Raw genomic sequence first — 23,161 nt, 5'->3', positions numbered from 1 at the left:
GAAAGCACTGCAATCTTGCTTGGTACAGAATCGGCGTTGTCTTGCTGCAACACCTATTTATTCTTTATTATTGCTCTATGATAGAACAAAAATTGTACTTTGACAAAAGTTAAGTATAAAACCATTTCTGTATCCCGTGCCGCACAACAGGCTGGCGAGCGAGGCTGGCACGATGTTATCGACTCCACCATAGACGTGTTTGCCGGTCGCTTCAACATCGCTTACGCTTTCTTACAAGTAATATTACAACTTTACACTGACTTTCGGTTAGCGTGCGCGCACTTGACTGATAGCCTTGCCCAGGTCGATTACTGACATGGCATAAAAATAACTTCTGTTGTACTGAGTTATAGCAAAGAAGTTATTGGTTGCCAAGCTATACTCAGTTGCTTCTGAGCCATTTTGCAAGTCGATCAAGCCGAACAGCATGTTTTGTGGCACGGGCGATACGACGCTGACGCCGGCCGCCTGCAGCTCGTCCAGACGGTACTTCGCCTGCAAGCCCTGGCCGATGAACTGTTCCCAGGCGCGGTTGGGCGAAACGTTGACCGGATACACGCTGATGGCCGGATCGTCGCGGCGCCAGCCGTGTTCGACGAGGAAGTGCGCCACGCTGCCGATGGCGTCGGCCGTCGAATTGCGCAAGTCGATGTGACTATCGCCATCGAAGTCCACCGCATATTTCATGATGCTGCTAGGCATGAACTGGGGCAGGCCGATGGCACCCGCATACGAGCCGAGCAGGGTCAGCGGATCGATGCCATCCTTGCGCGCGAACAGCAGCGCGTTTTCCAGCTCGCCCTTGAAAAATGCCATGCGCGCGGCCCGCGTTGGGCTTTCCGGATAGGAAAACGCCAGCGTGGTCAGCGCATCGAGCACGCGGAAGCGGCCCGTGTTGCGGCCATACACGGTTTCCACGCCGATGATGCCGACGATGATCTCGGCCGGCACGCCATATTCGCGCTCGGCGCGGCCCAGCGCTTCCGCGTTTTCTTCCCAGAATTTCACGCCCGCATTGATGCGCACCGGTTCGATGAAGCGGGCGCTGTACGCTTGCCAGTTCTTCGGCTTGCCCGGGGGCGCCGGCTTCATCAGCTGCACCGTCGATTCCACATAGCGCACCTTGCCGATCAGGGTGTCGAGTTCGGCGCGGTCAAAGCCATGCTTGGCGGCCATCTCGTCGAGGAAGGCGCGTACTTCCTTCCAGTTGGCATAGTCGACAAATTCACCTTCGAAGTCGAATTTCGCCGGCGCCTTCTTCGCTGCCGGCTTGAGCGTCGCCTTCTTGACGGGTTGGGCCTTGGCCGCGCGCACGGCGCGGGCGCGGTCGGCGGCTGAAATATTGCTGTTTTCACCCGCGTGCGCGCTTGCCATGCACAGGGGAAGGGAGAGGAGCAGGGACAGGGCGGGGTATTTGATCGGTAACAAGGAGCGTCTCATCGGCTTTGGGTTAACAGGCTGCGCAAGCTGCGCCGCGCGCGGAGTTGTTCGTCTGGGCTGGCATTACCATACTTCATCGCGGCATAGATTGCCAGAAAGCGCGCGATGGCGGCGTGCGTCTCGGGGGTGGCGGAGCCGGCAGCCAGGCGCGCAGCATAACCGTGCGGCCCCTCGTGCGGCGCACGGCTGTAGCCGCGTCGCGCCTGCTGCCGGCAAAAGCGCGCGTACAGGGCGTCGAGCGGGTCGCCCCGCCGCTGTTGCCGCCAGTGTAGCAGTCCGCCGCCCAGCGCCGCCAGCAGGGCCAGCACGGCGCAGGCCAGTGCGATGCGCTGCGCCGGCATGTTCTTCACGCCGTCGAGCATGGCGCGCTGGCGTTGCGGCGTGTAGTCGAGCACCCAGCTGCTCCACGCCTGCTCGGCTTGCTGCCATTGCTGGCGCCATGCGGCGATGGCGGCGCCGGCGCCCCCGTCGAGGCCGACCAGCGCGCGCCAGGCCGCCAGCGGCGCGGGGGCGGGCGGCAGGGCCGCGTCCAGGTTGCGCTCGGTGCGCAGCGGGGCGACGGCGCTGGTGGGATCGACGCGCACCCAGCCCCGGCCCGCCAGCCACACTTCGCTCCACGCATGGGCGTCGGACTGGCGCACCGTCAGGCTGGTGCCGGCGCCGGCCTCCGCCGCATCGCGCGTGCCGCCCTGGTAGCCGGTGACGACGCGCGCGGGAATGCCCATGGCGCGCATCAGCACGACAAAGCTGCCCGCGTAATGTTCGCAAAAGCCCGCCTGCGTGCGAAACAGGAAGTCATCGACGCCATCCTTGCCCAGCAGCGGCGGTTGCAGGGTGTAGCGGAACGGTGCGTGGCGGAAATGACCGAGCACGGCGGCGATGGCCGCCTCGGGCGCCAGCGCCTGTGCGCTCTGGCCGCGCAAGGCGCGGGCCCAGGCCACGCTGCGCGGGTTGCTGCCGGCGGGCAAGGCCAGCCATGGCTGCTGTTGTGCCGTGGACAGGCCCGCCTGCAGGCGGTAGCTGAGCATGGAACTGGCGCGGTAGCGGACGGTCGAAGTAATTGGCTGCACCGTCAGCACTTCCAGCGCGGGCGAGACGACATAGGGATTGCCGGGCAGGCGTTCGATGCTGCGCGGCACGTCTAGCGCGAAGATGCGCCGCTGGCCACTGGCTTGCAAGGTGATGTCGTAGTTGCTGGGCGGGCCATCGAGCGCGATGTCTATCCTGCCGTCGATCACCTGGCCGCGGCGGGTGGCCTGGCCGGCGCCGCTGCGCGTCCAGGTGGCGCCGTCGTAGTCGCCCAGCACGACGCCGCGCCAATATAACTGCTCCTGCGCCGGGATCGGCGTGCTGAAGCGGGCCGTGAAGACGGGCTCGCCCGACAGGGCCAGCGAGGCGATGGCGCCCGGCTGCATGCTGTCCGACAAGCCCGTGCGCGCCTGCGCGCCCTCGTGCGGCGCCCCCCACAGGGGGCCGCCGGGACGCGGCACGACGAAGAACAGCAGGGCCGACAGGGGAATGGCCAGCGCCAGCATGCGGCCGAGCAAGCGCAGCCTTTGCCACAGCCGTGGCTGCACGGCGCCGTACTGGGCCGACAGCAGGGCGGCCAGCAGCACGATGACGGTGGCCAGCATCCAGGCGGCGCTGAGGATGCCTTGCGCATGGAAAAAATTGGCCAATAACAGGAAGAAACTGAGGAAGACAAACACGAAGATGTCGCGCCGGCCATGCATTTCCAGCGATTTCAGGGCCAGCAGCAAGGCCAGCATGGCCACGCCCGCATCGCGCCCCAGCAAGGTGCCATAGCTGGCGTGGACGCCGGCGATGCCCAGCAGGGCCAGCGGCAGGAGCAGGGCTAGCCGCGGCTGGCGCGTGCCGCGCACGGTGATGGCGGCGCGCCACAGCAGGGGGGCGGCCATGGCCAGCGACAGCCACGGCGGCAGGTGCCGCGCGTGCGGCGCCAGCACCATGGCGGCCGCCAGCAGCAGGAGCAGGATGTCGGCCTTGTCGCGCGGCAAGCTTGTCAGCCAGCGCCTCATGGCGCCGCCTGGCTGGCGGGCAAGTCGTGCAGGGCCAGCGCGCGCAGGCAGGCGTCGCGGTGGCTGGCGCCCAGGTCCGGCGCCAGGTCCAGCGCCCCCAGGCGCAAGCCATACGGCAGGTTGCGGCGTTCCGCTTCCAGCACCCAGGCGGCCAGGCGCGACAGGCGCGCTTCCGGCGGCAAGGCCGTCAGTGCGGCATGCTCGAGCACGATGCGGCCCTGGGCTGCGCCCGTGCGCGCGTCGGCGGCAGGCTGGAATTGCTTGCTGAATAGATGCTCGCCGTCATGGCGGGCGATCTGGCGCCAGGCCAGGCGCTGCAGCGGATCGCCGGGCTGGTAGGCGCGCACGCCGGCCAGTTCCAGGGTTCCGCCGGTCGCGCTGGCTTGCTGACTTGCCATCTGCGCCATGCCAGCGGGCAAGGGCAGCGGCGGCGCAGCCGCCTCAGGGCGCGGATACACGAGCACGCGGGCTTCAGGCTGCCAATGGCACCAGGCGTAAAACAGGCCCAGCGGAAAGTTGCACGACAGGCGCACGGGCGGGGCGGCGAGCCAGCCCCGTTGCGGCGCCGCGGCGCCGATGGTGACGGTTGTTTCCGCGTGGACGGCGATATCCGCCAGTGGCGCGGCCAGCTGCGGCGTGGCAGCGGAGCCTGCCACCTCGACGCGCAGCGCATGGCGCGCGCGGGGGCTGCGGTTGATCAGGCGCAAGCTGAACGAGGCGTGGCCGCCCGCGAACACGGACGGGCCCGGCGCGGCCGCCAGCGCCAGTCCCGCCAGGTTGCGGCTGGCAAACAGCATGTCGGCGATGGCGCAGGCGGCCGCGAAGTAGGTGAGCGCGTAGCCCAGGCCCAGGTGGTAATTGACGGCGGCGATCCACAGCGCCAGCAGCAGCGCGGCAAACGCCAGTCCCGCGCGCGACGGACGGATGTGCACGCGCTGCGCGCCGAGCCAGGGGCGGGCCGGCAGCCAGGTGATCTTGCGCAAGCGCATGCCGTTCAGACGGGAGTGCTTAACATTAATTGCTGCAGCAGGGCGCGGCTATCCGTCGCCCCTTGCGCGGCGCGCAGCCGGTGGGTGCAGACGGGCAGCAGCATCGCTTGCACATCGTCGGGCGTGACATGGTCGCGCCCCGCCAGCGCGGCCCAGGCGCGTGCCGCCTGAAGCAGGGCCAGCGCGGCGCGCGGGCTGAGACCGTCGGCGAAGGCGCCCGGCGCGCGCGTCGCCTGCACGAGGGCCAGCACGTAATCGACGACGGCGGCGGACACGTGGATGGCGCGCAAGGCCGCCTGCGCCTGCAACAGTTCATCCGCGCTCATCACGGCCGGCAAGGTTTGCAGCATGGCGCGGCGGTCGGCGCCCAGCAGCAGGGCCCGCTCGGCGGCCGCGTCGGGATAGCCCAGGGTGACGCACATGAGGAAACGGTCGAGCTGCGATTCGGGCAGGGGGAAGGTGCCCAGCTGGTGCGCGCAGTTTTGCGTGGCGATGACGAAAAACGGCTGCGGCAGCGCGCGCGTGACGCCATCGAGGCTCACTTGCCGCTCTTCCATCGCTTCGAGCAGGCCGGACTGCGTCTTCGGCGTGGCGCGGTTGATTTCGTCGGCCAGCAGCACTTGCGTAAACAGGGGGCCGGGGTGGAAGATGAAACTGGCGCTGCCGCGGTCGTACACGCTCATGCCGGCCACGTCGGCCGGCAGCAGGTCGCTGGTGAATTGCTGGCGCTTCCATTGCAGGCCCAGCGAGATGGCCAGCGCATGCGCCAGGGTCGTCTTGCCGACGCCGGGCACGTCTTCGATCAGCAGGTGGCCGCCGGCCAGCACGCAGGCGAGGGTCTGGCGGATCTGCAAGTCTTTGCCGACGAGAACGTCGCCGATCTGGCGCGCGGCCTGATGTATTTTCGAAAACATGCTATTTCTATCACAATACACGGGATTATTTAATTTACAATCGCTTTGGCCAGATCAAACGGCGCCGCCCGCCACCTGCGCGCCCGTGGTAGATTCGCTATGATGCAAGGACGGCACAGACCAGCCAGTGATTTTATGCGAGAACGCGCCGGGCAGGCAGGAATGATCGGCAGTATATCCGGCGCGCGTTCCCGGTATGGATAGAGAGCAGAGACAGAGGTAACCAGTACAGCGCATGAGCACAGCCATTTATACCCACCCTGATTGCCAGCGCCACGAGATGGGCGACTGGCATCCCGAATCGCCGGCCCGCTTGCAGGCCATCAACGATCAACTGATCCTCGCGCACATCAGCGACCTGGTCGAGCACCGCGATGGCGTGCGCGCGCAATTGTCCGACATCGAGCGCAATCACAGCGCCACAGCCATCGGCCTGGTGCGCGACAACGTGCCGCCGGCCGGCGATTACTATCCGCTCGATGGCGACACCCTGCTCAACGCGCACAGCTACAACGCGGCGCTGGCCGCAGCCGGCTCGGCCGTGGCTGCCACGGACGCCGTCATCGATGGCGAGATCAGCAACGCCTTCTGCTCGATCCGCCCGCCCGGCCACCATGCGCGGCCCAGCGAACCGATGGGTTTCTGCCTGTTCAATAACGTGGCCATCGCCGCCAAGCATGCACTCGACGTGCGCGGGCTCGAGCGCGTCGCCATCGTCGACTTTGACGTGCATCATGGCAATGGCACGGCCGAATCCGTGGCGCACGACCCGCGCATCCTGATGGTCAGCTTCTTCCAGCACCCGTTTTACCCGTACAGCGATGTCGAGTCCTACACGGATACGCGCGTCAACGTGCCCGTGCCGGCCCGCTCGAAAGGCGACGTCGTGCGCCAGCTCGTGCTCGACCACTGGCTGCCGGCGCTGCACCGGCAGCGGCCGCAGATGATCTTCATTTCCGCCGGTTTCGATGCGCACCGCGAAGACGACGTCGGTGGCATGGGCCTGGTGGAAGCCGACTACACGTGGATGACGCAGCAAATGATGGCGGTGGCCAGCCAGTATGGCCAGGGCCGCATCGTCAGCTGCCTCGAAGGGGGCTACAACCTGTCGTCGCTGGGCCGCAGCGTGGCGGCGCACGTGAAGGCGCTGGCGGAACTGTAGCTACAGCAGGCTCGGGCGGCTGCGCGAATTGGTGTGGCGGTGCGTCTGGTAGTCGAGCGCGTCGCCGGCCATGAAGTGGCGCCAGGCTTGCGTGTAGACGCCTGACGATTTTTCCGCGTCGAAACTGTCGAGTTGCAGCATGTCGCGGTGGTGCTTGATTTCATTGACCAGCTGGTCATACAGCATTTGCAGGCCATAGCTGTCGGCGCTCTGGCGTTTCAGGCGTTCTTCCAGTGCCGCCACATGCAGCTGCAGCTGGCGGCACTCCTTCTTCAACTGCAGGATGCTGCCATTGCGCGGCGCGCGCTTGGCCACTTTGCCCGGGCGGACGCGCAAGCCGGCACGTTCGGGTTCCGTCTGTGCCGCTGGCGCCACGCCAGTGTGTTCCATCATCATATTGCCGATTCCCCATTGCTGATTTTCCCGCGCGCCGCTGGGCGCCAGCCTGGAAAATAATTGCTTTTCATTTAAGAGGCGATATTAAAGCACACTTTTTTGTTGCTTTTAGTAAATATAAAAATCTATGTGGAAATATTTGACGTGCTTTCCCCCTGCACGCGTGTGCACGGCATGCCAGGCTTATTGGGGTGGAGCGGCCGTTGCCGGGGCGGCGCCGGCGACCCTGGCATCGCTCGCGTATGTCAAGGTCAGCAGGGTATCGTCGCTCCAGCTCTGGTCATGCAGCGGCGGCACGTAGCGCAGGTGGTCGTCCGTGACGCGGATCTGCGCCGCGCGTTCGCCCGAGGTGGCCTGCACGGCGACGAGCGCGCGCGCCACGGGAAACGGCACGTGGATCAGCGACGAGTGGCAGGGCCCGCCCGCCAGCTTGAACAGGTTGCGCGTGACAAACGACAGCTGGTCCTGTTCCACGGCCCAGCGGATTTCGCATTCGAGGCGCAAGTCGCCCAGGCGGCGCACGTTGTCGGGCAGGCCCGGCGTATGGATGTCTGGCCGCCAGCGCAGGCTGGCGCGCTTCTTGTTGCTGACCAGGTCGGCATTCGCATCGTAGGCCGTCTTGTCGCGCGCCAGGATGAAGCTGCCGTCCGGCGCCAGCGGGATGGGAATCGACAGGTTGTCGGCCGACAGGTGCAGGGTCACGCCGTCGAGCCTGGCCGCGGGCGTGGCGGGCAGCAGCATGAAGCGCAGCGGCGCGGCCGGCGCCAGGCGCAGGTGGTCGGCATACGCGTCGAGTCCCCTGAGCATGGTGCGGTAGGGGCGCAGGTCGGGATCGCGCGTGCTCTGCACGTCGACGATCTGCTGCATTTCCCGGTTCACGGCGTCGCCTGGGGGGACTGGTTGCTCCTGGGCCATGGCGGGCAGCAGGCAGGCGGCGAGGGTGGCGAACAGGGAAAAGCGGGAAAAATGCATGGAAAGCGCGCCCGGTGTAGTGTGCGATGGAAAGTAGCCGGCCCCGATGGCCGAATGGCGGATCTTATCATTCATGTAACTGACAAATTATCACCAATTGTCTCGTTCGTGTCGCACGCCAGCCCTTGCCGGTAGAAAACGGGACGCTGCGGCGGCAACCACGTAAAATAGCGGATTGACCGAACGATTTTGAAAGCAAGAGCATGGCGATACAATGGTACCCAGGACACATGAACGCGGCCCGCAAGAAAGCGGCCGAGACCATGGAAAACACCGATCTGGTGATTGAAGTGGTGGACGCGCGCCTGCCGGCAGCCAGCTGCAATCCCATGGTGGACGAGCTGCGCCTGTTCCGCCAGCGCCCCTGCCTGAAAATCCTCAACAAGACCGACCTGGCCGATCCTGCCGCGACGGCCGCCTGGGTCGCCTATTTCAATGCCCAGGAAGGCGTGACCGCGTATGCGATGACGACCAAGAAGCCGGGCGACGTGGCGCGCATTCCGGAGCTGGCCAAGTCGCTGGCGCCGCACCGTGGCGTGCCGACGAAGCCGCTGCGCATCATGATCATGGGCATCCCCAACGTGGGCAAGTCGACGCTGATGAATGCGCTGCTGAAAAAGCGCGTGGCCAAGGTGGGCGACGAGCCGGCCGTGACGAAGATGCAGCAGAAATTGTATCTGGACAAGAACACCATCCTCGTCGATACGCCCGGCATGCTGTGGCCGAAGATCGCCATCCCCAGCGATGGCCTGATGCTGGCGGCCAGCCACGCCATCGGCTCGAATGCGCTGATCGAAGAAGAAGTGGCCGTCTTCCTGGCCGAGGAATTGCTCAAGCGTTACCCGGACTTGCTGGCGGCCCGCTACGGCACCAAGGTCGATGAAGTCGACGCCATCGGCGTGGTCGAAGGCATCGCCGCCAAGCGCGGCTTCCGCATCAAGGGCGGCGACTACGATTTCGAGAAGGCTTCGCACACCCTGCTGCTCGACTACCGCAGCGGTATCCTGGGCCGTATCTCGCTGGAAACGCCGGACACGCGCGCGGCCCTGCTGGCCCAGCACGCGGCCGAGATGGCGGAAAAAGCGGCGAAGGCGGCGGAGATCGCCGCCGAGAAGGCCAGGAATGCGGCGCGGGGCAAGCGCGGCACGTAAGTTACCGCCTCAGCATGCAAAAAGCGCCGCGACAGGAATGTCGCGGCGCTTTTTTTATGCGGCGGCGCCTTCCCCGAAGCGGAAGCTGGTGACAGCTAATGCTCCAAAGAAATCCTCCTCGTGGTAGGCCACGTGCGCCGCTTCCTGTTCGGCCGCGCCCAGCGCCACCATCAGGGGCAGCAGATGGTCTTCCTGCGGATGGGCCTGGCGCGCGCCCGGCGCCTGGTCCCAGGCCAGCAACTGTGCCAGCCGCTGCTGCGGCGGCAAGGCCATGGTCTGGCGCAGCCAGGCGTCGAACTGGTGCGAGGCGACGGCGCCTGCCTGGCCGAACTGGCGCAGGTTATGGTAACTGAGGCCACTGCCGAGTATCAGCACGCCCTGGCGGCGCAGGCTGGCCAGCGCGCGGCCCACCTCGACGTGCGTGAGCGGATCGTAGCCGTGTTTCAGCGACAGCTGCACCAGCGGCATGTCCGCCTGCGGATAGATGGGGAACAGGGCGCTGAAAGTGCCATGGTCGAAACCCCGCTCGTGGTCGAGGCGCGCCGGATGGCCGGCCCCGTCCAGCAACTGTTTCACTTGCGCCGCCAGTTCCGGCGCGCCGGGCGCCGGGTACTGGATCTGGTAGGTGTGCGGCGGAAAGCCCGAATAATCGTAGATCATGCCCGGGCGCGGGCTGGCCGAGACGAGAAATTGCGGCCCTTCCCAGTGCGCCGTAACGACCAGCACGGCCTTGGGGCGCGCGCCGACCTGGCGCGGGATGTCTTGCAGCGACGCTTCGAGCACGTCGTAGCGGCCGCCGAACTGCTCTTTCATGAACGGCCAGGGGCCGCCGCCGTGCGACAGGAAATAGGTGGGGAAGGTGTGCTCTTGCATGGCGGCTCCTGAGTGGAATGGCTGATGATGGAACGATGATAGTCATGCGCGGTCAGTTGATCAAGATCGCTATTATTGATATATCATTTCCAATTTGTTGATGATTGGACCGTCATGGATACCTTGCGCAGCATGCGCGTGTTTCGCGCCGTCGTGGAGCTGGACAGTTTTGTGCGCGCCAGCGAACGCCTGGACCTGTCGCCGGCCATGGTCAGCAAGCACGTGATGCACCTGGAACGCCACCTGGGCGCGCGCCTGCTGAACCGCAGCAGCCGCCACCTGAGCCTGACGGAAATCGGCAAGGTGTATTTCGAGCAATGCCGCGACATGCTCGACAATCTCGACGAGGTGGAAGCGACCGTGGGCCGCACGACGGTGGTGCCGCGCGGCATGCTGCGCCTGAGCGCGCCCGTCTGGTTCGCCAACGCCATCTTCACGCGCACCCTCGCGGCCTATCGCGAGCGCTTTCCGGAAGTCACGTTCGACATCGACTTGAGCGGGCGCGTGGTGAACCTGGTGGAGGAGGGCTTCGACCTGGCCCTGCGCGTGAGCCAGGCACCGTCGCTGGCCCTGATCGCGCGGCCCATCGGCAGCATCGCCTTTCACCTGGTGGCCGCACCGGCCTACCTGGCGCGCGCGGGCCGGCTGCAGGCGCCGCAGGACCTGGCGCAGCACGCCATGATCAGCTATTCCTTGTTATCGAACGGAAATGAACTGGCCTTCGACGGGCCGCAGGGACGCGAAACGGTGAAGTTCTCGCCCGTCCTGCAATGCAATAACGAAAGCCTGCTGCATGCGGCCGCGCTCGACGGCATGGGTATCGCCCTGCTGCCGTCGTGGCAGACGGATGCCGACCTGGCGGCCGGGCGGCTGGAGCGCCTCTTCGACGGTTACCGGCTGGCGGGCGGCAGCGTGTATGCCGTCTACACGAGCCGCCGCTACCTGTCGTCGAAAGTGCGCACCTTCATCGACTTTCTTGCCGATGAAGGGCGCCTCGGTCACTGACTACGCTTGCGAGCGTTTCACGTCGATCAGCGCGAACAGGCGCGCGCTGCGCATCCACGCCAGCACCAGCACCGCCAGCTGCGTCAGCAGCCAGCCGGCCACGATGACCAGCGGGCCGGGCGCGGCCAGGTTCAGGCGCGCCACGCCCAGCAGCGCATACAGCGCCAGTCCCAGCAAGGTGATGACGAGATAGATGGCCAGGCAGGCCAGCGGACGCTGGCGCAGCATGCCCAGTCCCCGCCACCACGCCTTGACGGCCGAGGTGCGGCGTTTGTCGACAGCCAGGGCCGCGCGGCCGGCATCGACGGTGATGCAGGCCAGCAGGAACAGCAGGCCCGTGAGCAGCAGGGCCAGGTGACGCACCAGGTCGGCGTCGGCTTCCAGGATGGCTTGCGCCGCGTGCTTGTCGGCCAGTTTCAGCGCGCCGGCGCCGATGGCCAGCGCCACGCCCAGCGGCACGATGCTCCACAGCAGCATGCGCAGCATGCGGCCGTATTCGCTGAAAGCGCCCGTCAGCAGGGGACCGAAGCGGGGCGGCGTGGGCGCGCGCGCGGCCGTCACCACCAGGCCGCTCAGCAGCGGCGACAGCAGCAGGGTCAGGATGATGCCGGCGATGGCGGCCTGGCCGATGGCAGCCCCGTTGCGGTTGGCATTGGCCACCAGGTCGGCCAGGGTCATCAGGTCGAGCTTGTGCGCCAGCGCCGCCGCATGCACGGCATTGTCGAGGCTGGCGCTCAGGGTGCGCCAGACGGGAATGACGGCGACGATGGCGGGGATCAGCAGCAGTCCGGCCCACAGCAGCAGCAAGCGCCATTGCAGGGCGGCGCGGCTGGCGCGCGTGGTCAGGGTCAGGCCGCTGGCCCGGGTCGTGGAAGTGGCGCTCATACGATGGCAATCAGGGAAAGGAGGTATTGGAAGGCGGCAGCGATGTCGAAGCTCCAGCGCCGCGCGGCGGACTTGTCGGCCTTCAAGGTGCGGCTGTCATCGAGCTTGTTGACGTCGAGGTAGTGCACGCGGTCGGGGTCCAGCTCGGCCGAGACGGCCTTCACGGGCTTGGTCCAGGTGTAGCGCTGCCACAGCTGGTCGTTATCCCAGACCACGCGTTCGGAAGTGCCGTCGGCGAATTTCACCAGCAGCACCTGCGGCACGGGCGCGCCACGGCGGCGCACGACCACGCTGGTCAGGTAGGGATAGGGTCCCGTGCCGGGCTTGGCGTCAGGATGCGCCTTGTCCCACGCCTCGCGCACTTTTTCCTCTTCCTTTTCCAGCGCCTCGGGCGTGCGTTCCACGCGCTTGCCGTTCACCAGCGCCAGGCCGGCCAGCGGCGTCTGCTCCTCGCTGGTGAAGCTGCCGATGCGGTCGTCGATGTTCGCGCTGGCATAGACTTGCTGCGCGAAGACCTGCTCCACGATGCGCCGCTGGCCCGTCGCTTCGGCCAGCGCCTCGCGCAGGTCGGCCACGCTGGGGTGGCGGAATTTCCACTGTTCGTAATAGGCTTTGAAGCCCCGTTCCATGGCTTCGCTGCCGATGCGCGCTTCGAGGTCGCGCATGGTGACGGCCGTGCGGCTGTAGACGGGGCCGACGCCCTGCAGGCGATCCCAGGCGTTCTGGCCCAGCGGGTCGGCCGCATCCTGGCGCGGTGCGGCGAGGCGCTCGAATTCGAAGACCTTGAAGACGGGATCGAAGCCCAGGCGCTTGAGCAGGGGCGTGGTGGCGTGGATGTCCTGGCCGCGCGCGCGCAGCATGCGCTGGTCCCAGTACTCGTTCAAGCCTTCGTCGAGAATCGGTTCCTCGAATTCGTTCGAGGCCAGGATGCCATAGAAATAGCCATGGCCGAATTCATGGATGGTGACGAAATCGAGGCCGAATTCGGGAATGGTCTTCGGCTGCAGGTTGGCGTAGCTCGAGGCCGTGATGAAGGTCGGGTACTCCATGCCGCCCGCTTCGGCCGCGTTAAACGGCGGAATCACCACCGTCAGGGTCTTGTACGGATACGGGCCCAGGGTGCGCGAGAAGTAGGTGAGCGAATCCTTGGCCGCCTGCAGCGCGGGCGCCGCGTTGGACGCGTACTCGGGCGGGTACAGCACCTTGATGGCCACCGGCGGGCTGCCCGGGCCGCTCCAGCTGCCCAGCAGGGGCTGCGCGCTGCGCTTGTCGGCCGTCCAGGCGAAATCGTGCACGTCGCCCTGCACATAGTGGTGCGTGAGCATGCCGTTCTTTTCCTGCGGCGCGCCTTGCAGTTCGCCCGTGGCGCCCACCGTGTATTCCTTGGGCACCGTCAGCTTCACGTCGTAGTGGCCGAAATCGGCGTAGAACTCCGAGTTCAGGTGGAATTCATGCGCGTTCCAGCGCGGCGCGGTGGCGCCCCGCTCGCCGGGCAGTTCCAGCACGGCGATCTTGGGGAACCACTGGCCCACCAGGTGGAAGCTGTCGAAATAGCCGGTGCGCGCGATGACGCGCGGCAGCTGGTCGAAGAAGCGGATGTCGAGCGTCGTCTCGGCGCCCGGCGCGACGGCCTGCGGCAAGTCGACGCGCACCACGGTGCGGTCGGTGGCGGGGCCGTTGTCGGGCTGGACGAAATGCCAGGGCGCCTTGGCGCCGTTCTGCGTCATGCTGCGCAGTTCGATATAGCCCCACTCGCCGTCGCGCGTGTCGACGCCCGAGCGGAAGCCCGTGTCGAGCTTGCGCTTCTCGGTGAAGAAGGTCGAATGCTCGCCCTCGAAGGCGTTCAGGTACAGGTGCAGGTAGACGCTGCTGACGGCTTGCGCGCTGCGGTTGCGCCAGCGCAGTTTCTGCTGGCCGTCGATCGTGTGCTTGACGGGATCGAGCGTCGCTTCGATCTGGTAGTCGACGACGCGGTCCGACAGGGTCGCTTGCGCGCCGGTGCGCGCGCCGCCCCAGGCGTTGCTGGCGCTGGGCGTGGCGACAGCGGCCGCGTGCGGCGAGGCGAGCGCGATGCCGTCGGCCGGCGGCGCCAGCGGCACGGCGGCCGGACCGCCCTTGCCCGGCTGGGCGAACAGGTCCGCCTGCAGGGCCATGCCGGCCAGCAGCAGGGCGGTGATGGAGAGGGCCTTGAGCTTGCCCGAGATGGGGAAAAAACCAATGCTGCGGCGCGTGCCGCGGGGACTTGGCGGCCCCCGGCGCGTGATGCTACGACTTTCCATGCGTAACTCCTACAATGACTTCTTATTGTTGATTTTCAAATGCAGTCGGTTGCGCCCAGGATGGCGGGCGCACCTTAATATACCCACAAAAATGCCAAATTACCAATAAAATATTGACTGGAGGAAAGCACCGCCGGGCCGCCGCTTGCGACGATGCATACCGTGCGTATAATGATTCGCTTTTGCCGTCCCTTCCGCCCTACTAGCGTGCGCCCGCGCCGCAGTGACGCCTTCAAGCCTTTCGCCATGATGCCTGTCTCCTTCGCCCTGACCATCGCCACGCGCAGCCTGCTGCTGTGCGCCCTGGCCATGCCGGCGTGCGCGCAGGAAGGCCTGCCGCTGGATGGCGGCGCGGCCGGCGTCACGCATGGCGACTTTTCCGCCGAGCTGGCGCAGGGCGGCCAGCACAGCGTGCGCGGCGCGCTGTCGCGCGACCAGGGCGGCATGTCGCTCGACGCGACGCTCGACGAGCAGCGCAACGGCAATTACCGCGACGGCAGCGTGTTTCACCAGCGCGGCTTCAGCGGCGGCGCGGAATGGAAGGTGCGGCACGGGCGCTTCGGCTTCAGCGCCGACCGGCAGGACCAGGAAACGCGCTATCCGGCGCCCGATGCGCCCTACCTGGCCCTGCTGGCGGCGCGTCCCGAAGACCGCTACCGCTACGACGTGCGGCGCGCCAGCGCCTTCGTGCAGCGCTATGTGGGCAATGTCGAACTGGGCGTGGAGCTGTCGCAGCGGGAAAAGCGCGCCACGGCCGTGTATGCGGGCGAGGACGGCAGCAGCGAGTCGTCGTACAGCAGCCGCCGGCGCCAGTTGTCGCCCCGCATGCGCCATTACGGCAAGGTGGGCGGCATCGGCACGGATACGGAACTGGGCCTGGACCTGATGCAGTGGGAGCGGCGCTCGGGCAGCGCGCTGCTGGGCCGCGACGGCGATGCGCGGCGGCGCCAGCATTCGCGCGCGCTGCTGCTGCGCGAGGAGCTGGCCTTTGGCGGTCCGCATGCGCCGCGCCTGCTGTTGGGGCTGCGGCACGAACAGTTCCAGCTCGACCCGGCCGATATGCCGGCCGGCGGCAGCGACTGGGAAAACCAGAACGCGTGGGATTTGCAGGGCAGTTTCCTGCTGCGCCCCCAGATCAGCGTCTACGCCAAGGCCGCGCGCAGCTACCGCATCGATGACGATGGCTACACAAGCGCCGGCTACCGCCCGCTGGCGGGCCAGTTGCGACGCGAGGTGGAAGTGGGCGCCACCTTTGGCGACGCGGCGCGCAGTGCCTCCGTGCGCGTTTTCAGCGAACGCCTGAACAACCAGATCGTCTTCGACCAGAGCCTGGGCCAGCTGGGCTTTGCCGGCAACCTCGATCCTTCGCGGCGCGACGGCATCGCCATCGAAGCCAGCGTGGCCCTGGCGCGCGACTGGCGCCTCGACGGGCAGGTGCGGCAGGTGCACGCGCGCTATGACGACTACGCCTATACGGGGCCGGATATCGCGCTCGTGCCCAAGACCCTGGCCACCTTGCGCCTGTACTGGACGGGGCAGGGCGGCGCCAGCGCCGACGCGGGCGTGCAGTGGCTGCGCGCGCTGCGCTATGGCCACGACTTCGACAACAGCTGCCTGGCGCGCGTGCCCGCCTTCGCCACGCTGGACGCCCGCTATGCGCGCAAGCTGGGTGCCTGGGAGCTGGAGCTGGCCGGCAGCAACCTGGCCAACCGCCGCCATTACGGCGATGCGCCCGGCTGCCGCTCGAGCATTTACCAGAACGATGCGCGCCAGCTGCGCGTGTCGGCGCGCTACCATTTTTGAAGCGCATGCGGGGATGGGGCGGCGCCAGCGCTTAAGGCAGGCTTAATCGGGCGCAAACAGGGCGGGGAAACGCGCCTTTTTTATGCCCGATGTTCAATGGATGGCGCAAAAAGTGGTAATCTCGCCTCGTTCTCGACCACTATCATGAAGGATTATTATGCGTTTTCTGCGTTTCTTGCGTCCCCTGCTCGCCGCTGTCACCCTGGTGGCGGCCACCGGCGGCGCCATGGCGGCCGATACCGGCTTCACCACGCTGTCCACGCCGGTGCGTACGGACACGGGCAAGAAGGTGGAAGTGGTCGAGTATTTCATGTACTCGTGCCCGCATTGCTACGCGCTCGACCCGCTGATGCACGACTGGGTCAAGAAGCAGGGCGACAAGATCGCCTTCCGCCGCATCCACCTGGCCTTCTCCGGCCCGAAGGATCCGCAGGCGCATGCCTACGCCACCCTGGAGGCGATGGGCCAGCTGGACCAGTTCCACGACAAGATCTTCCGCGCCATCCACGTCGAGCGCAATCGCCTGAATCGCGATGACGCCATCCTCGACCTGCTGGTGAAGAACGGCATCGACAAGGCCAAGTACCTGGAAATGTTCAATTCGTTCGGCGTGCAGACCAAGCTGAAACGCAACGAGCAGCTGATCGCCGCCAGCAAGATCGACAGCGCGCCGACCATCGTCATCGATGGCCGCTTCGTGACGTCGCCATCGCTGCTGTCGCGTCCGGGCCAGTCCGAGCCGCAGACCCAGGCGGCGACCCTGCGCGTGATGGATGAGCTGGTGGCGCGCACCCTGAAAGAGCGCGCTCCCGCGCCAGCGAAGAAGTAAACCGGAGATCGTCATGAAACAGCTGCCATGGACTCTTTGCGTGCTGGCCGTCGCCCTCGTGGCCTGGCTGGCGCTGGCCGTCGTCAACGTGGAAAACCAGCGCAATGCGCTGGCCAGCAAGGCGTGCGTGGACCCGGCGTTCAAGAACGAGGTCGATGCGAAGTGCCTGGCCAGCGTGCAGACGCGCGAGCATTGGTGGCAGCACCTGTCCTACGCCATGACGCATTTCCGCCCTTGACCGCAGCCTCGTCGAAAAACCCGCCACGCGCGGGTTTTTTTTCGTCCGCGTATGATGGGGATACAACCATCCGGGAGGGACGATGAAGGAAGTGATACTGATTACGGGCAGCAGCCGCGGCATCGGCGCGGCGACGGCCTTGCTGGCGGCGCGCCAGGGCTACGCCGTGTGCGTCAACTATGTGCGCGATGCGCAGGCGGCCGAGGCGCTGTGCGCGCGCATCGCCGCTGACGGGGGCGAGGCCATCGCCGTGCAGGCCGACGTCAGCGACGAGGCCGACGTGGAGCGCCTGTTTGCCGAAGTCGATGCGCGGCTGGGAACCTTGACGGCGCTGGTCAACAATGTCGGCGTGCTGGAGCAGAAATGCCGGCTCGCCGATATTTCCGTGCAGCGCCTGGAGCGCGTGCTGCGCACCAATGTGATCAGTTACTTTTTGTGCTGCCAGCAGGCCGTGCGCCGCATGTCGACGGCATCGGGCGGGCAGGGCGGGCGCATCGTGAATGTCTCGTCGGCGGCGGCGCGCATCGGTTCGGCGGGCGAATACATCGATTACGCGGCCTCGAAGGGCGCCGTCGACACGCTGACCATCGGCCTGGCGAAGGAGGTGGCGGCCGAGGGCATCCGCGTCAACGGCGTTCGCCCCGGCATCATCTATACGGAGATCCACGCCTCGGGCGGCGAGCCGGGCAGGGTGGCGCGCCTGGAGTCGAGCGTGCCGATGCAGCGCGGCGGCCAGCCGGAGGAAATTGCCGACGCCATCCTGTACCTGCTGGGCCCGGGCGCCAGCTACGTCACGGGCAGCATCCTCGACGTGGCCGGCGGCCGTTAAGCCTTGTGCGGTGCGGCTGGCGCGGTGCTGGCCGGCGCCGAATGGGGCGTGATGACGACGGTGCAGGTGGTGCCGGCCACCAGCAATTGCCCCTTGGGCTGCTCGTCGATGTGGATGCGCACGGGCACGCGCTGCGCCAGGCGCACCCAGTTGAACGTGGGGTTGACGTCGGCCAGCAGTTCCCGGCCCGTGGCGGCGTCGCGGTCGGTGATGCCGCGCGCGATGCTTTCGATGTGGCCGTGCAGGGTGCCGCCGCTCATCAGATTCATTTCCGCCCTGTCGTCCTGCGCCAGCATGCCCAGCTTGGTCTCTTCGAAGTAGCCGACTACATAGTACGAGGCGCTGTCGATGACGGCCAGCTTGGCCGCGCCGACGGCGGCGAAATCGCCCTTGTGCACGTTCAGGTTGGTCACGTAGCCGCTGACGGGGGCGCGCACGGTGGTGCGCTCCAGGTTCAGCTGCGCCAGCGCGCGGGCGGCCAGCGCGGCCTGCACCTGCGACGAGGCGGAGCTGGCGGCAAAGGCCGCGCTTTCGCGGCTTTCCGTGGAAATGATGCTGGCGTCAAGCCCGGCGCGGCGCTGCGCTTCCTTGCCGCGGCGGCCCTGCTCCGTCCTTTGCGCGGCCAGCACGGCGTCGGCCTGCGCCAGCGCGCTCGCATAGCGTTCCTTGTCGACGACAAACAGGATATCGCCCTTCTGCACCACCTGGTTGTCGCGCACCAGCACCTCCGTGACGGTGCCGGCCACGTCGGCGCTGATGTTGACGATGTCGGCCTTGATGCGGCCGTCGCGCGTCCACGGCGACTCCATGTAGCGGTCCCACACGGTCTTGCCGATCCAGAGCGCCGCGGCCAGCAGCAGCAGCGTGATTGCATAGCGGGTCAGTTTGGTTACCATGTCGGCACCCCTTCCTTGATCAGATTGAACATTTTTTTTATTCGAGCGTTATTTGTAAAGCGATAAAGCCAGCGCGCCGAAGATGGCGATGAAGATGCACAGCCGCGCCAGCGACGGGTGCCACACCATGCGGTACACGCCGAGCCAGCCCAGCACGCGGTCGAGCAGGGTTTGCAGGCCGATGCTGAGGAGGAACAGGGGCAGCAGGGTGGGAATCAGAATTCCGAACAGGGCGAATTCACGCGGCATGGTGGTCTCCGGCGCCAGGCGCCATGTGGTCGAGTAATGAGGTGTAGATCGAGTGCAGGTCGGCCAGCGCCGTCTGCAGGCGCGCGCCGCGTTCTTGTGTCGCGCCGGCTTCGGCCGCGGTCTCCTTCTGCGCCGTGCGCACCACGGCGCCCGCCTGCAGGGTGGCCGCCAGCGCCGCCTGCAGCTGCGCGTCGCCGCGCGTGCGCAGCCAGCTGGCGATGTGGTCCACGCATTGCTGCAGCGCGTGGCGCGTGGCGCCCGGGCGGGCGCTGGCGATCAGTTCGCGCAATTCGATCACGGAGTGGCCGATTTCCAGCAGCGTCAATGCCTGGCGCACGACGGCGCGCGTGGCCTCGCCCGGCGCCGGGCCGGCCGCCGCATTGAGCTGGCTGAGCAGGTCGCGCACGCGGTTGTCGAAGCGGTGCTTCACGCGGCGCGCCGGCGCCGTGCACGCATGCAGCGCTTCGCGCCACAGGGCCGGGCCGACATGGTCCCTGTGGCCCATCGTGTGCTCGGGCAGCAGCACGGCAAACACGAGGGCGGCCAGCATCAGGCCCACGATCAGCGCCATGCCCGTGTTCAGGAAGGCGGCGCCATCGACGTGCATCAGGTTGGTCGGCGCCATCTGCGTGACGAAGGTCGACACGCCCAGGCCCACGCCCAGCTTGGCGGGATTGGTCATCAGGTACAGGCCGACGGCGAGGAAAGGCGCAAAACTGAGCACCAGCATGGGGAAGCCGTCGCCGTGCACCAGCACGAAGTACACGCAGACGAGCGACAGCGGCATGGCGATCAGAAAGCCCGTCAGCACCTGGCGCACCATCATGATGGGGCGCGGCGAGGACGAGGCCAGCGCGCAGAACACGGCCGCCATCAGCATCGCCGTGCTGGCGTAGGGCCAGGCGAGGAAATACGCGCCCAGGGCCAGCAGGGCCAGGCTGATGCCGGCGCGCGCGCCGCTGGCGATCACCAGGCCGGGCGGCGTCTTCGGCGCATACGCCTGCGGCGTGCTCACTTCCAGCGGCGTGTCGTGGGCCAGGCTGAAATACACTTCGTGAAAGCGGCTGATGTCGCGCGCGAAGCGCTCGAGCAGCTCGCACACGGTGTCGAAGTCGATGCGCTGCGCATGCGCGATGGGCGCACCGTCGATGTCCATGCGCGCCTGCGCCAGGGCCGTTTGCAGGTGCTGCTGCATGGTGTCGAGCGAGCCTTGCGACGGCGTCGCCTGCAGCGCCTCGGCGACGATGGCGTACAGCGGCGCGCACGCCTGCATGACCTGCGTCTCGCCATCGCGCTGCAGGCGGTCGAACAGGCGGTGGAAGGTATAGAAGGTGGTCAGCGCCGTCATGAAGGTGGCGTTGAAGGCGTGCAGCTTGCGGTTCTGCGCGCGCGCGTGGCCGACGGCGCTCGTGACTTCGAACAGGGCGGCCGAGCGGCCCAGTTCCAGCGCCGCCACGTCGGCGGCAAACTGCAGGTGCGTCAGTTCCACCTGCGCCGGCGTGAGCTTTTGCTGCAGCACGTCCTGGCAGAAGGTGAGGAATTTGCCGTAGCGCGCCTGCACCGTGCGCATCACCTGCGTGCCCTGGTGGCGCGGCAGCAGCACGCTGGAGACGGCCGCCGAGCAGATGATGCCCAGGCCCACTTCGGCCACGCGCGTGACGGCCAGCGCGAACACCTGCGTCGGCTGTTCGATGGCGGGCAGCACGATCATGCAGGCCGTGTAGCCGGCCAGCACATACACATACGATTGGGCGTTGCGGTGCAGCGCCGAGCCGCTCGTGCACAGGCCCACCCACAGGGCCAGGCCGGCGAACAGCAGCACCGGCTGCTGCGGGAACAGGCCGATTAGGGTCAGCGCGGCCGTGCAGCCGAGCAGGGTGCCGCACAGGCGGTAAAAGCTTTTTTCCAGCACCATGCCGCTGCTGGGCAGGGCCAGGATGATGGTGGTGGTCATCGCCGTGCTGGGCGAATCGAGGCCCAGGCGGTAGGCCAGCCACAGCGCGCAGAAGGCGGCGATCAGGGTCTTGCCGACGTAAATCCAGCGTTCGCCTTCCGTCTTGCGCCAGTCTTGCAGCGCCAGCGCCAGCCAGTGGGCCGCCCGCGACAGGGGGCCGTATGTAGGTGTGGTGGCTGGCGTCATCGATAGGCTATCAGTTCTGGTTGTTGAGATTGTTGAGGTTGCGCAACTGGCGCACGTACAGCTTGTCGAGCACTTGCAATTCTTCCGGCGTGAAGCCTTCGTACAGGGCCGAGGTTTCCTGGTAGACGTCCGGCAGCGCCGTTTCGATCAGGGCGCGGCCCTTGTCGGTCAGCGAAATCATCACCGAGCGGCGGTCGCCGGGGCGCGTGCCGCGATGGATCAGGCCGCGCGTTTCCAGGTCGTTGCACACGCGCGTCAGGTTGGCCGGCTTTTCATGGCAGGCCATGCCCAGCGTGCAGGCGTTCGAGGTTTCGTCGTCCGTGCCGTACAGCACGGCCAGCACCATGTAGCTGGCATCGACCAGGTCGTGCTTTTTCAGCGCGGCATTGGTCAGGTCCTTCATGCCTTTCTGGATGTGGTACGTCATACGCAACAGGCGCATCAGTTCCATGGGGAAGCCTGGCATGCGCGTGCGGATATTTTGCAGCCGCTTGGAGGTGGCGTCAAAAGCGGTCATGTCGTATTCCTTCATGTGTCAGTAAAGCTCCGATTGTATCTTGTTGGGCTATGGCAACGCGAGTCTAGATGCCGCCTCCCAGTGCATTCATCAAGGAAACGTACAGATCGAGTTCGCGCGCCCCATTCTGCGCCTGCTGCTGCTCTTCCGCCAGCAGCGCCACTTGCGTGTTGAGCATGTTGATGGCGTCGCTCATGCCCGCCTTGTAGGCCTTTTCCGCCAGGTCGCGTGCGCGCTGCGCCGTGGCCAGCGCCTGCACGGTCAGCCGGTTCTGCTTTTCCAGCGACTGCGCTTTCGTGACGGCGTTGGCCACGTCCGACATGGCGTTGACGACGGTGGCGTTGTACTGCTCGACGGCGCCGTCGTACACGGCCGTCTGGCTGCCCAGCTGGGCGCGCAGGCGGGCGCCGGCGAAGATGGGCAGGCTCAGCGCGGGCGAGGCGCCGCGGATCTGCGAATTGGCGTCGAGGAAATGGCTGAAGCCAAAGGCCTGGAAGCCGGCAAACGCCACCAGGTTGACGTTCGGGTAAAACTCGGCCTTGGCCACGTCGATGCGGCGCGCCGCCGCTTCCACGCGCCAGCGCTGGGCGGCGATGTCGGGCCGGCGGCCGATCAGGTCGGCTGGCAGGGCTTGCGGAATGGCCAGCGGACGGTCCAGGCGCAGGGTGGGCCGCGCCAGCGCCGCGCCGGCCGCCGGGCCCTTGCCCGCCAGGGCCGCCAGCTGGTTGCGCAGCAGGGCCAGCGATTCGGCCGCCTGCTCCAGCTGGCGCCGTCCGGCCGGCAGGGTGGTTTCGATCTGCGCCACGTCGATGTCGGTGCCGATGCCGGCGGCCTTGCGCTGGCGCGTGATGTCGAGGATGCGCGCGCGCTGCGCCAGGCTGCGCCCGATCACGTCCTGCACCGTGAATTCATACGACAGCTGGATGTAGGTGCGCACCAGCGCCGTTTCCAGCGCCAGGCGGGCCATCTGCGACTCGGCCGACGCCATCTGCACGTCGCCGAGGGCGGCGGCCAGCGCTTCGCGGTTGCGGCCCCACAGGTCCAGGTCGTACGAGGCCGTGACGGTGGCCTGGTTGCGCCAGGCGTAATTGCCGGCCAGCGGCGCCGGCGTGCTGCCGTGCTGCGAATACAGTTCGCGGTTGATGGAGACGGACGCGTCCGCCTGCGGGCGCGTCTTGTCTTCGGCCGCGCCGGCCAGTGCCTCGGCCTGGCGCACGCGCGCCTGGGCGCCGCGCAGGGTGGGGCTGTCGGCCAGCGCCTGCTCCATCAGGCGGTTCAATTGGGGGTCTTGCAAGTCTTGCCACCATTGCGCGCGCGGCCATGCGATGGCGGCGCTGGCGGCAGCGTCCATGGCCTGGCTGGCCTGCAGCGCATTGGCGTCGAGCATGGCCGATTGCGGCGCGATATGGCCCATGTCGGCGCAAGCGCTCAAGGCAAGGGTCAGGCTGGCGGCAAGCAGGCGGCGGTGCAGGGACATGCGAGGACTCCGGGACGGGATAGTGTTGGGGGGATTGCTGACAGCTCGCCGCGGTGAGCGCCGGGAGTGGCCCGGGTG

21 protein-coding genes are annotated in these 23,161 nt (G+C 66.9%); 7 read left to right on the top strand and 14 right to left on the bottom strand.

Annotated features, from left to right (window positions below; translation table 11 throughout):
- Positions 1-267: 267 nt before the first annotated feature.
- Genes mltB through YQ44_RS20160 form a run of 4 tightly spaced genes read right to left on the bottom strand, consistent with a single transcriptional unit; the run spans position 268 to position 5,382 of the window.
- Positions 268-1,440, bottom strand: a complete 1,173-nt coding sequence (mltB, locus tag YQ44_RS20175) for a lytic murein transglycosylase B (protein WP_071324905.1) — start codon at positions 1,438-1,440, stop codon at positions 268-270.
- Positions 1,437-3,479 carry a transglutaminase TgpA family protein gene (locus tag YQ44_RS20170; protein ID WP_071324904.1) on the bottom strand — a complete coding sequence of 681 codons (2,043 nt, stop codon included), beginning with the start codon at positions 3,477-3,479 and terminating at the stop codon, positions 1,437-1,439. Before YQ44_RS20170 ends, mltB begins: the two co-directional genes overlap by 4 nt.
- The gene (locus tag YQ44_RS20165; protein WP_071324903.1) at positions 3,476-4,468 is read right to left on the bottom strand and encodes a DUF58 domain-containing protein; all 993 of its coding nucleotides are present in this window, start codon (positions 4,466-4,468) and stop codon (positions 3,476-3,478) included. Before YQ44_RS20165 ends, YQ44_RS20170 begins: the two co-directional genes overlap by 4 nt.
- 5 nt (positions 4,469-4,473) lie before the next feature.
- Positions 4,474-5,382, bottom strand: a complete 909-nt coding sequence (locus YQ44_RS20160) for an AAA family ATPase (protein WP_071324902.1) — start codon at positions 5,380-5,382, stop codon at positions 4,474-4,476.
- A gap of 235 nt (positions 5,383-5,617) precedes the next feature.
- Here YQ44_RS20160 and YQ44_RS20155 point away from each other — a divergent pair, with 235 nt between their 5' ends.
- A complete protein-coding gene (locus YQ44_RS20155; RefSeq protein ID WP_071324901.1) occupies positions 5,618-6,544 on the top strand; it encodes a histone deacetylase family protein in 927 nt (308 codons plus the stop codon).
- Here the strand turns inward: YQ44_RS20155 and YQ44_RS20150 are convergent, their stop codons facing one another.
- Positions 6,545-6,940 (bottom strand): hypothetical protein, encoded by a 396-nt coding sequence (locus tag YQ44_RS20150; protein ID WP_071324900.1) that lies wholly within the window; start codon positions 6,938-6,940, stop codon positions 6,545-6,547.
- Between the two features lie 183 nt (positions 6,941-7,123).
- Positions 7,124-7,987, bottom strand: a complete 864-nt coding sequence (locus tag YQ44_RS20145; protein WP_071324899.1) for a hypothetical protein — start codon at positions 7,985-7,987, stop codon at positions 7,124-7,126.
- A gap of 155 nt (positions 7,988-8,142) precedes the next feature.
- On the opposite strand from YQ44_RS20145, the gene ylqF reads away from it, so the two are divergent.
- The gene (ylqF, locus tag YQ44_RS20140) at positions 8,143-9,063 is read left to right on the top strand and encodes a ribosome biogenesis GTPase YlqF (protein WP_071324898.1); all 921 of its coding nucleotides are present in this window, start codon (positions 8,143-8,145) and stop codon (positions 9,061-9,063) included.
- 54 nt (positions 9,064-9,117) lie between these two features.
- Here the strand turns inward: ylqF and YQ44_RS20135 are convergent, their stop codons facing one another.
- Positions 9,118-9,936 (bottom strand): DODA-type extradiol aromatic ring-opening family dioxygenase, encoded by an 819-nt coding sequence (locus YQ44_RS20135; protein ID WP_071324897.1) that lies wholly within the window; start codon positions 9,934-9,936, stop codon positions 9,118-9,120.
- 114 nt (positions 9,937-10,050) lie between these two features.
- Between YQ44_RS20135 and YQ44_RS20130 the strand changes: the two genes are divergently transcribed.
- A complete protein-coding gene (locus YQ44_RS20130) occupies positions 10,051-10,941 on the top strand; it encodes a LysR family transcriptional regulator (RefSeq protein ID WP_071324896.1) in 891 nt (296 codons plus the stop codon).
- Here YQ44_RS20130 and YQ44_RS20125 read toward each other — a convergent pair whose 3' ends face one another.
- Positions 10,942-11,826, bottom strand: a complete 885-nt coding sequence (locus YQ44_RS20125) for a hypothetical protein (protein ID WP_071324895.1) — start codon at positions 11,824-11,826, stop codon at positions 10,942-10,944.
- Positions 11,823-14,105: a M1 family metallopeptidase gene (locus YQ44_RS20120; protein ID WP_156894923.1), complete on the bottom strand. Its 2,283-nt coding sequence runs from the start codon at positions 14,103-14,105 to the stop codon at positions 11,823-11,825. Before YQ44_RS20120 ends, YQ44_RS20125 begins: the two co-directional genes overlap by 4 nt.
- Positions 14,106-14,351: 246 nt before the next feature.
- Between YQ44_RS20120 and YQ44_RS20115 the strand changes: the two genes are divergently transcribed.
- The 4 genes from YQ44_RS20115 to YQ44_RS20100 all read left to right on the top strand — a co-directional run bounded on the left by YQ44_RS20115 (position 14,352) and on the right by YQ44_RS20100 (position 17,804).
- Positions 14,352-15,908, top strand: coding sequence for a TonB-dependent receptor domain-containing protein (locus tag YQ44_RS20115; protein WP_198043776.1), 1,557 nt, complete (start codon positions 14,352-14,354; stop codon positions 15,906-15,908).
- Between the two features lie 157 nt (positions 15,909-16,065).
- Positions 16,066-16,737, top strand: a complete 672-nt coding sequence (locus YQ44_RS20110) for a thiol:disulfide interchange protein DsbA/DsbL (protein ID WP_071324893.1) — start codon at positions 16,066-16,068, stop codon at positions 16,735-16,737.
- A gap of 13 nt (positions 16,738-16,750) precedes the next feature.
- A complete protein-coding gene (locus tag YQ44_RS20105; protein WP_071324892.1) occupies positions 16,751-16,975 on the top strand; it encodes a hypothetical protein in 225 nt (74 codons plus the stop codon).
- A gap of 82 nt (positions 16,976-17,057) precedes the next feature.
- Entirely contained in the window at positions 17,058-17,804 is a 747-nt protein-coding gene (locus tag YQ44_RS20100) for an SDR family oxidoreductase (RefSeq protein ID WP_071324891.1), read from the top strand.
- On the opposite strand, the gene YQ44_RS20095 is transcribed toward YQ44_RS20100, so the two are convergent.
- The 5 genes from YQ44_RS20095 to YQ44_RS20075 all read right to left on the bottom strand — a co-directional run bounded on the left by YQ44_RS20095 (position 17,801) and on the right by YQ44_RS20075 (position 23,083).
- The gene (locus YQ44_RS20095; protein WP_071324890.1) at positions 17,801-18,700 is read right to left on the bottom strand and encodes an efflux RND transporter periplasmic adaptor subunit; all 900 of its coding nucleotides are present in this window, start codon (positions 18,698-18,700) and stop codon (positions 17,801-17,803) included. The two genes, YQ44_RS20100 and YQ44_RS20095, sit on opposite strands and share 4 nt — an antisense overlap.
- A gap of 48 nt (positions 18,701-18,748) precedes the next feature.
- Positions 18,749-18,949 carry a DUF1656 domain-containing protein gene (locus YQ44_RS20090; protein ID WP_071324889.1) on the bottom strand — a complete coding sequence of 67 codons (201 nt, stop codon included), beginning with the start codon at positions 18,947-18,949 and terminating at the stop codon, positions 18,749-18,751.
- The gene (locus YQ44_RS20085) at positions 18,939-21,089 is read right to left on the bottom strand and encodes an FUSC family protein (RefSeq protein WP_071324888.1); all 2,151 of its coding nucleotides are present in this window, start codon (positions 21,087-21,089) and stop codon (positions 18,939-18,941) included. The genes YQ44_RS20090 and YQ44_RS20085 overlap by 11 nt, the downstream gene beginning before the upstream one ends.
- Positions 21,090-21,099: 10 nt before the next feature.
- Complete coding sequence (locus YQ44_RS20080) at positions 21,100-21,606, bottom strand: MarR family winged helix-turn-helix transcriptional regulator (RefSeq protein WP_071326643.1); 507 nt, start codon at positions 21,604-21,606, stop codon at positions 21,100-21,102.
- Positions 21,607-21,670: 64 nt separating this feature from the next.
- The gene (locus YQ44_RS20075; RefSeq protein ID WP_071324887.1) at positions 21,671-23,083 is read right to left on the bottom strand and encodes an efflux transporter outer membrane subunit; all 1,413 of its coding nucleotides are present in this window, start codon (positions 23,081-23,083) and stop codon (positions 21,671-21,673) included.
- Positions 23,084-23,161: the final 78 nt, after the last annotated feature.

The sequence above is a fragment of the Janthinobacterium sp. 1_2014MBL_MicDiv genome, from assembly GCF_001865675.1.
In the GTDB taxonomy this organism is placed as follows: Bacteria; Pseudomonadota; Gammaproteobacteria; order Burkholderiales; family Burkholderiaceae_D; genus Janthinobacterium.
The sequence above is the reverse complement of the archived record's forward strand: the minus strand, read 5'-3'. Positions and strand labels throughout refer to the sequence as shown.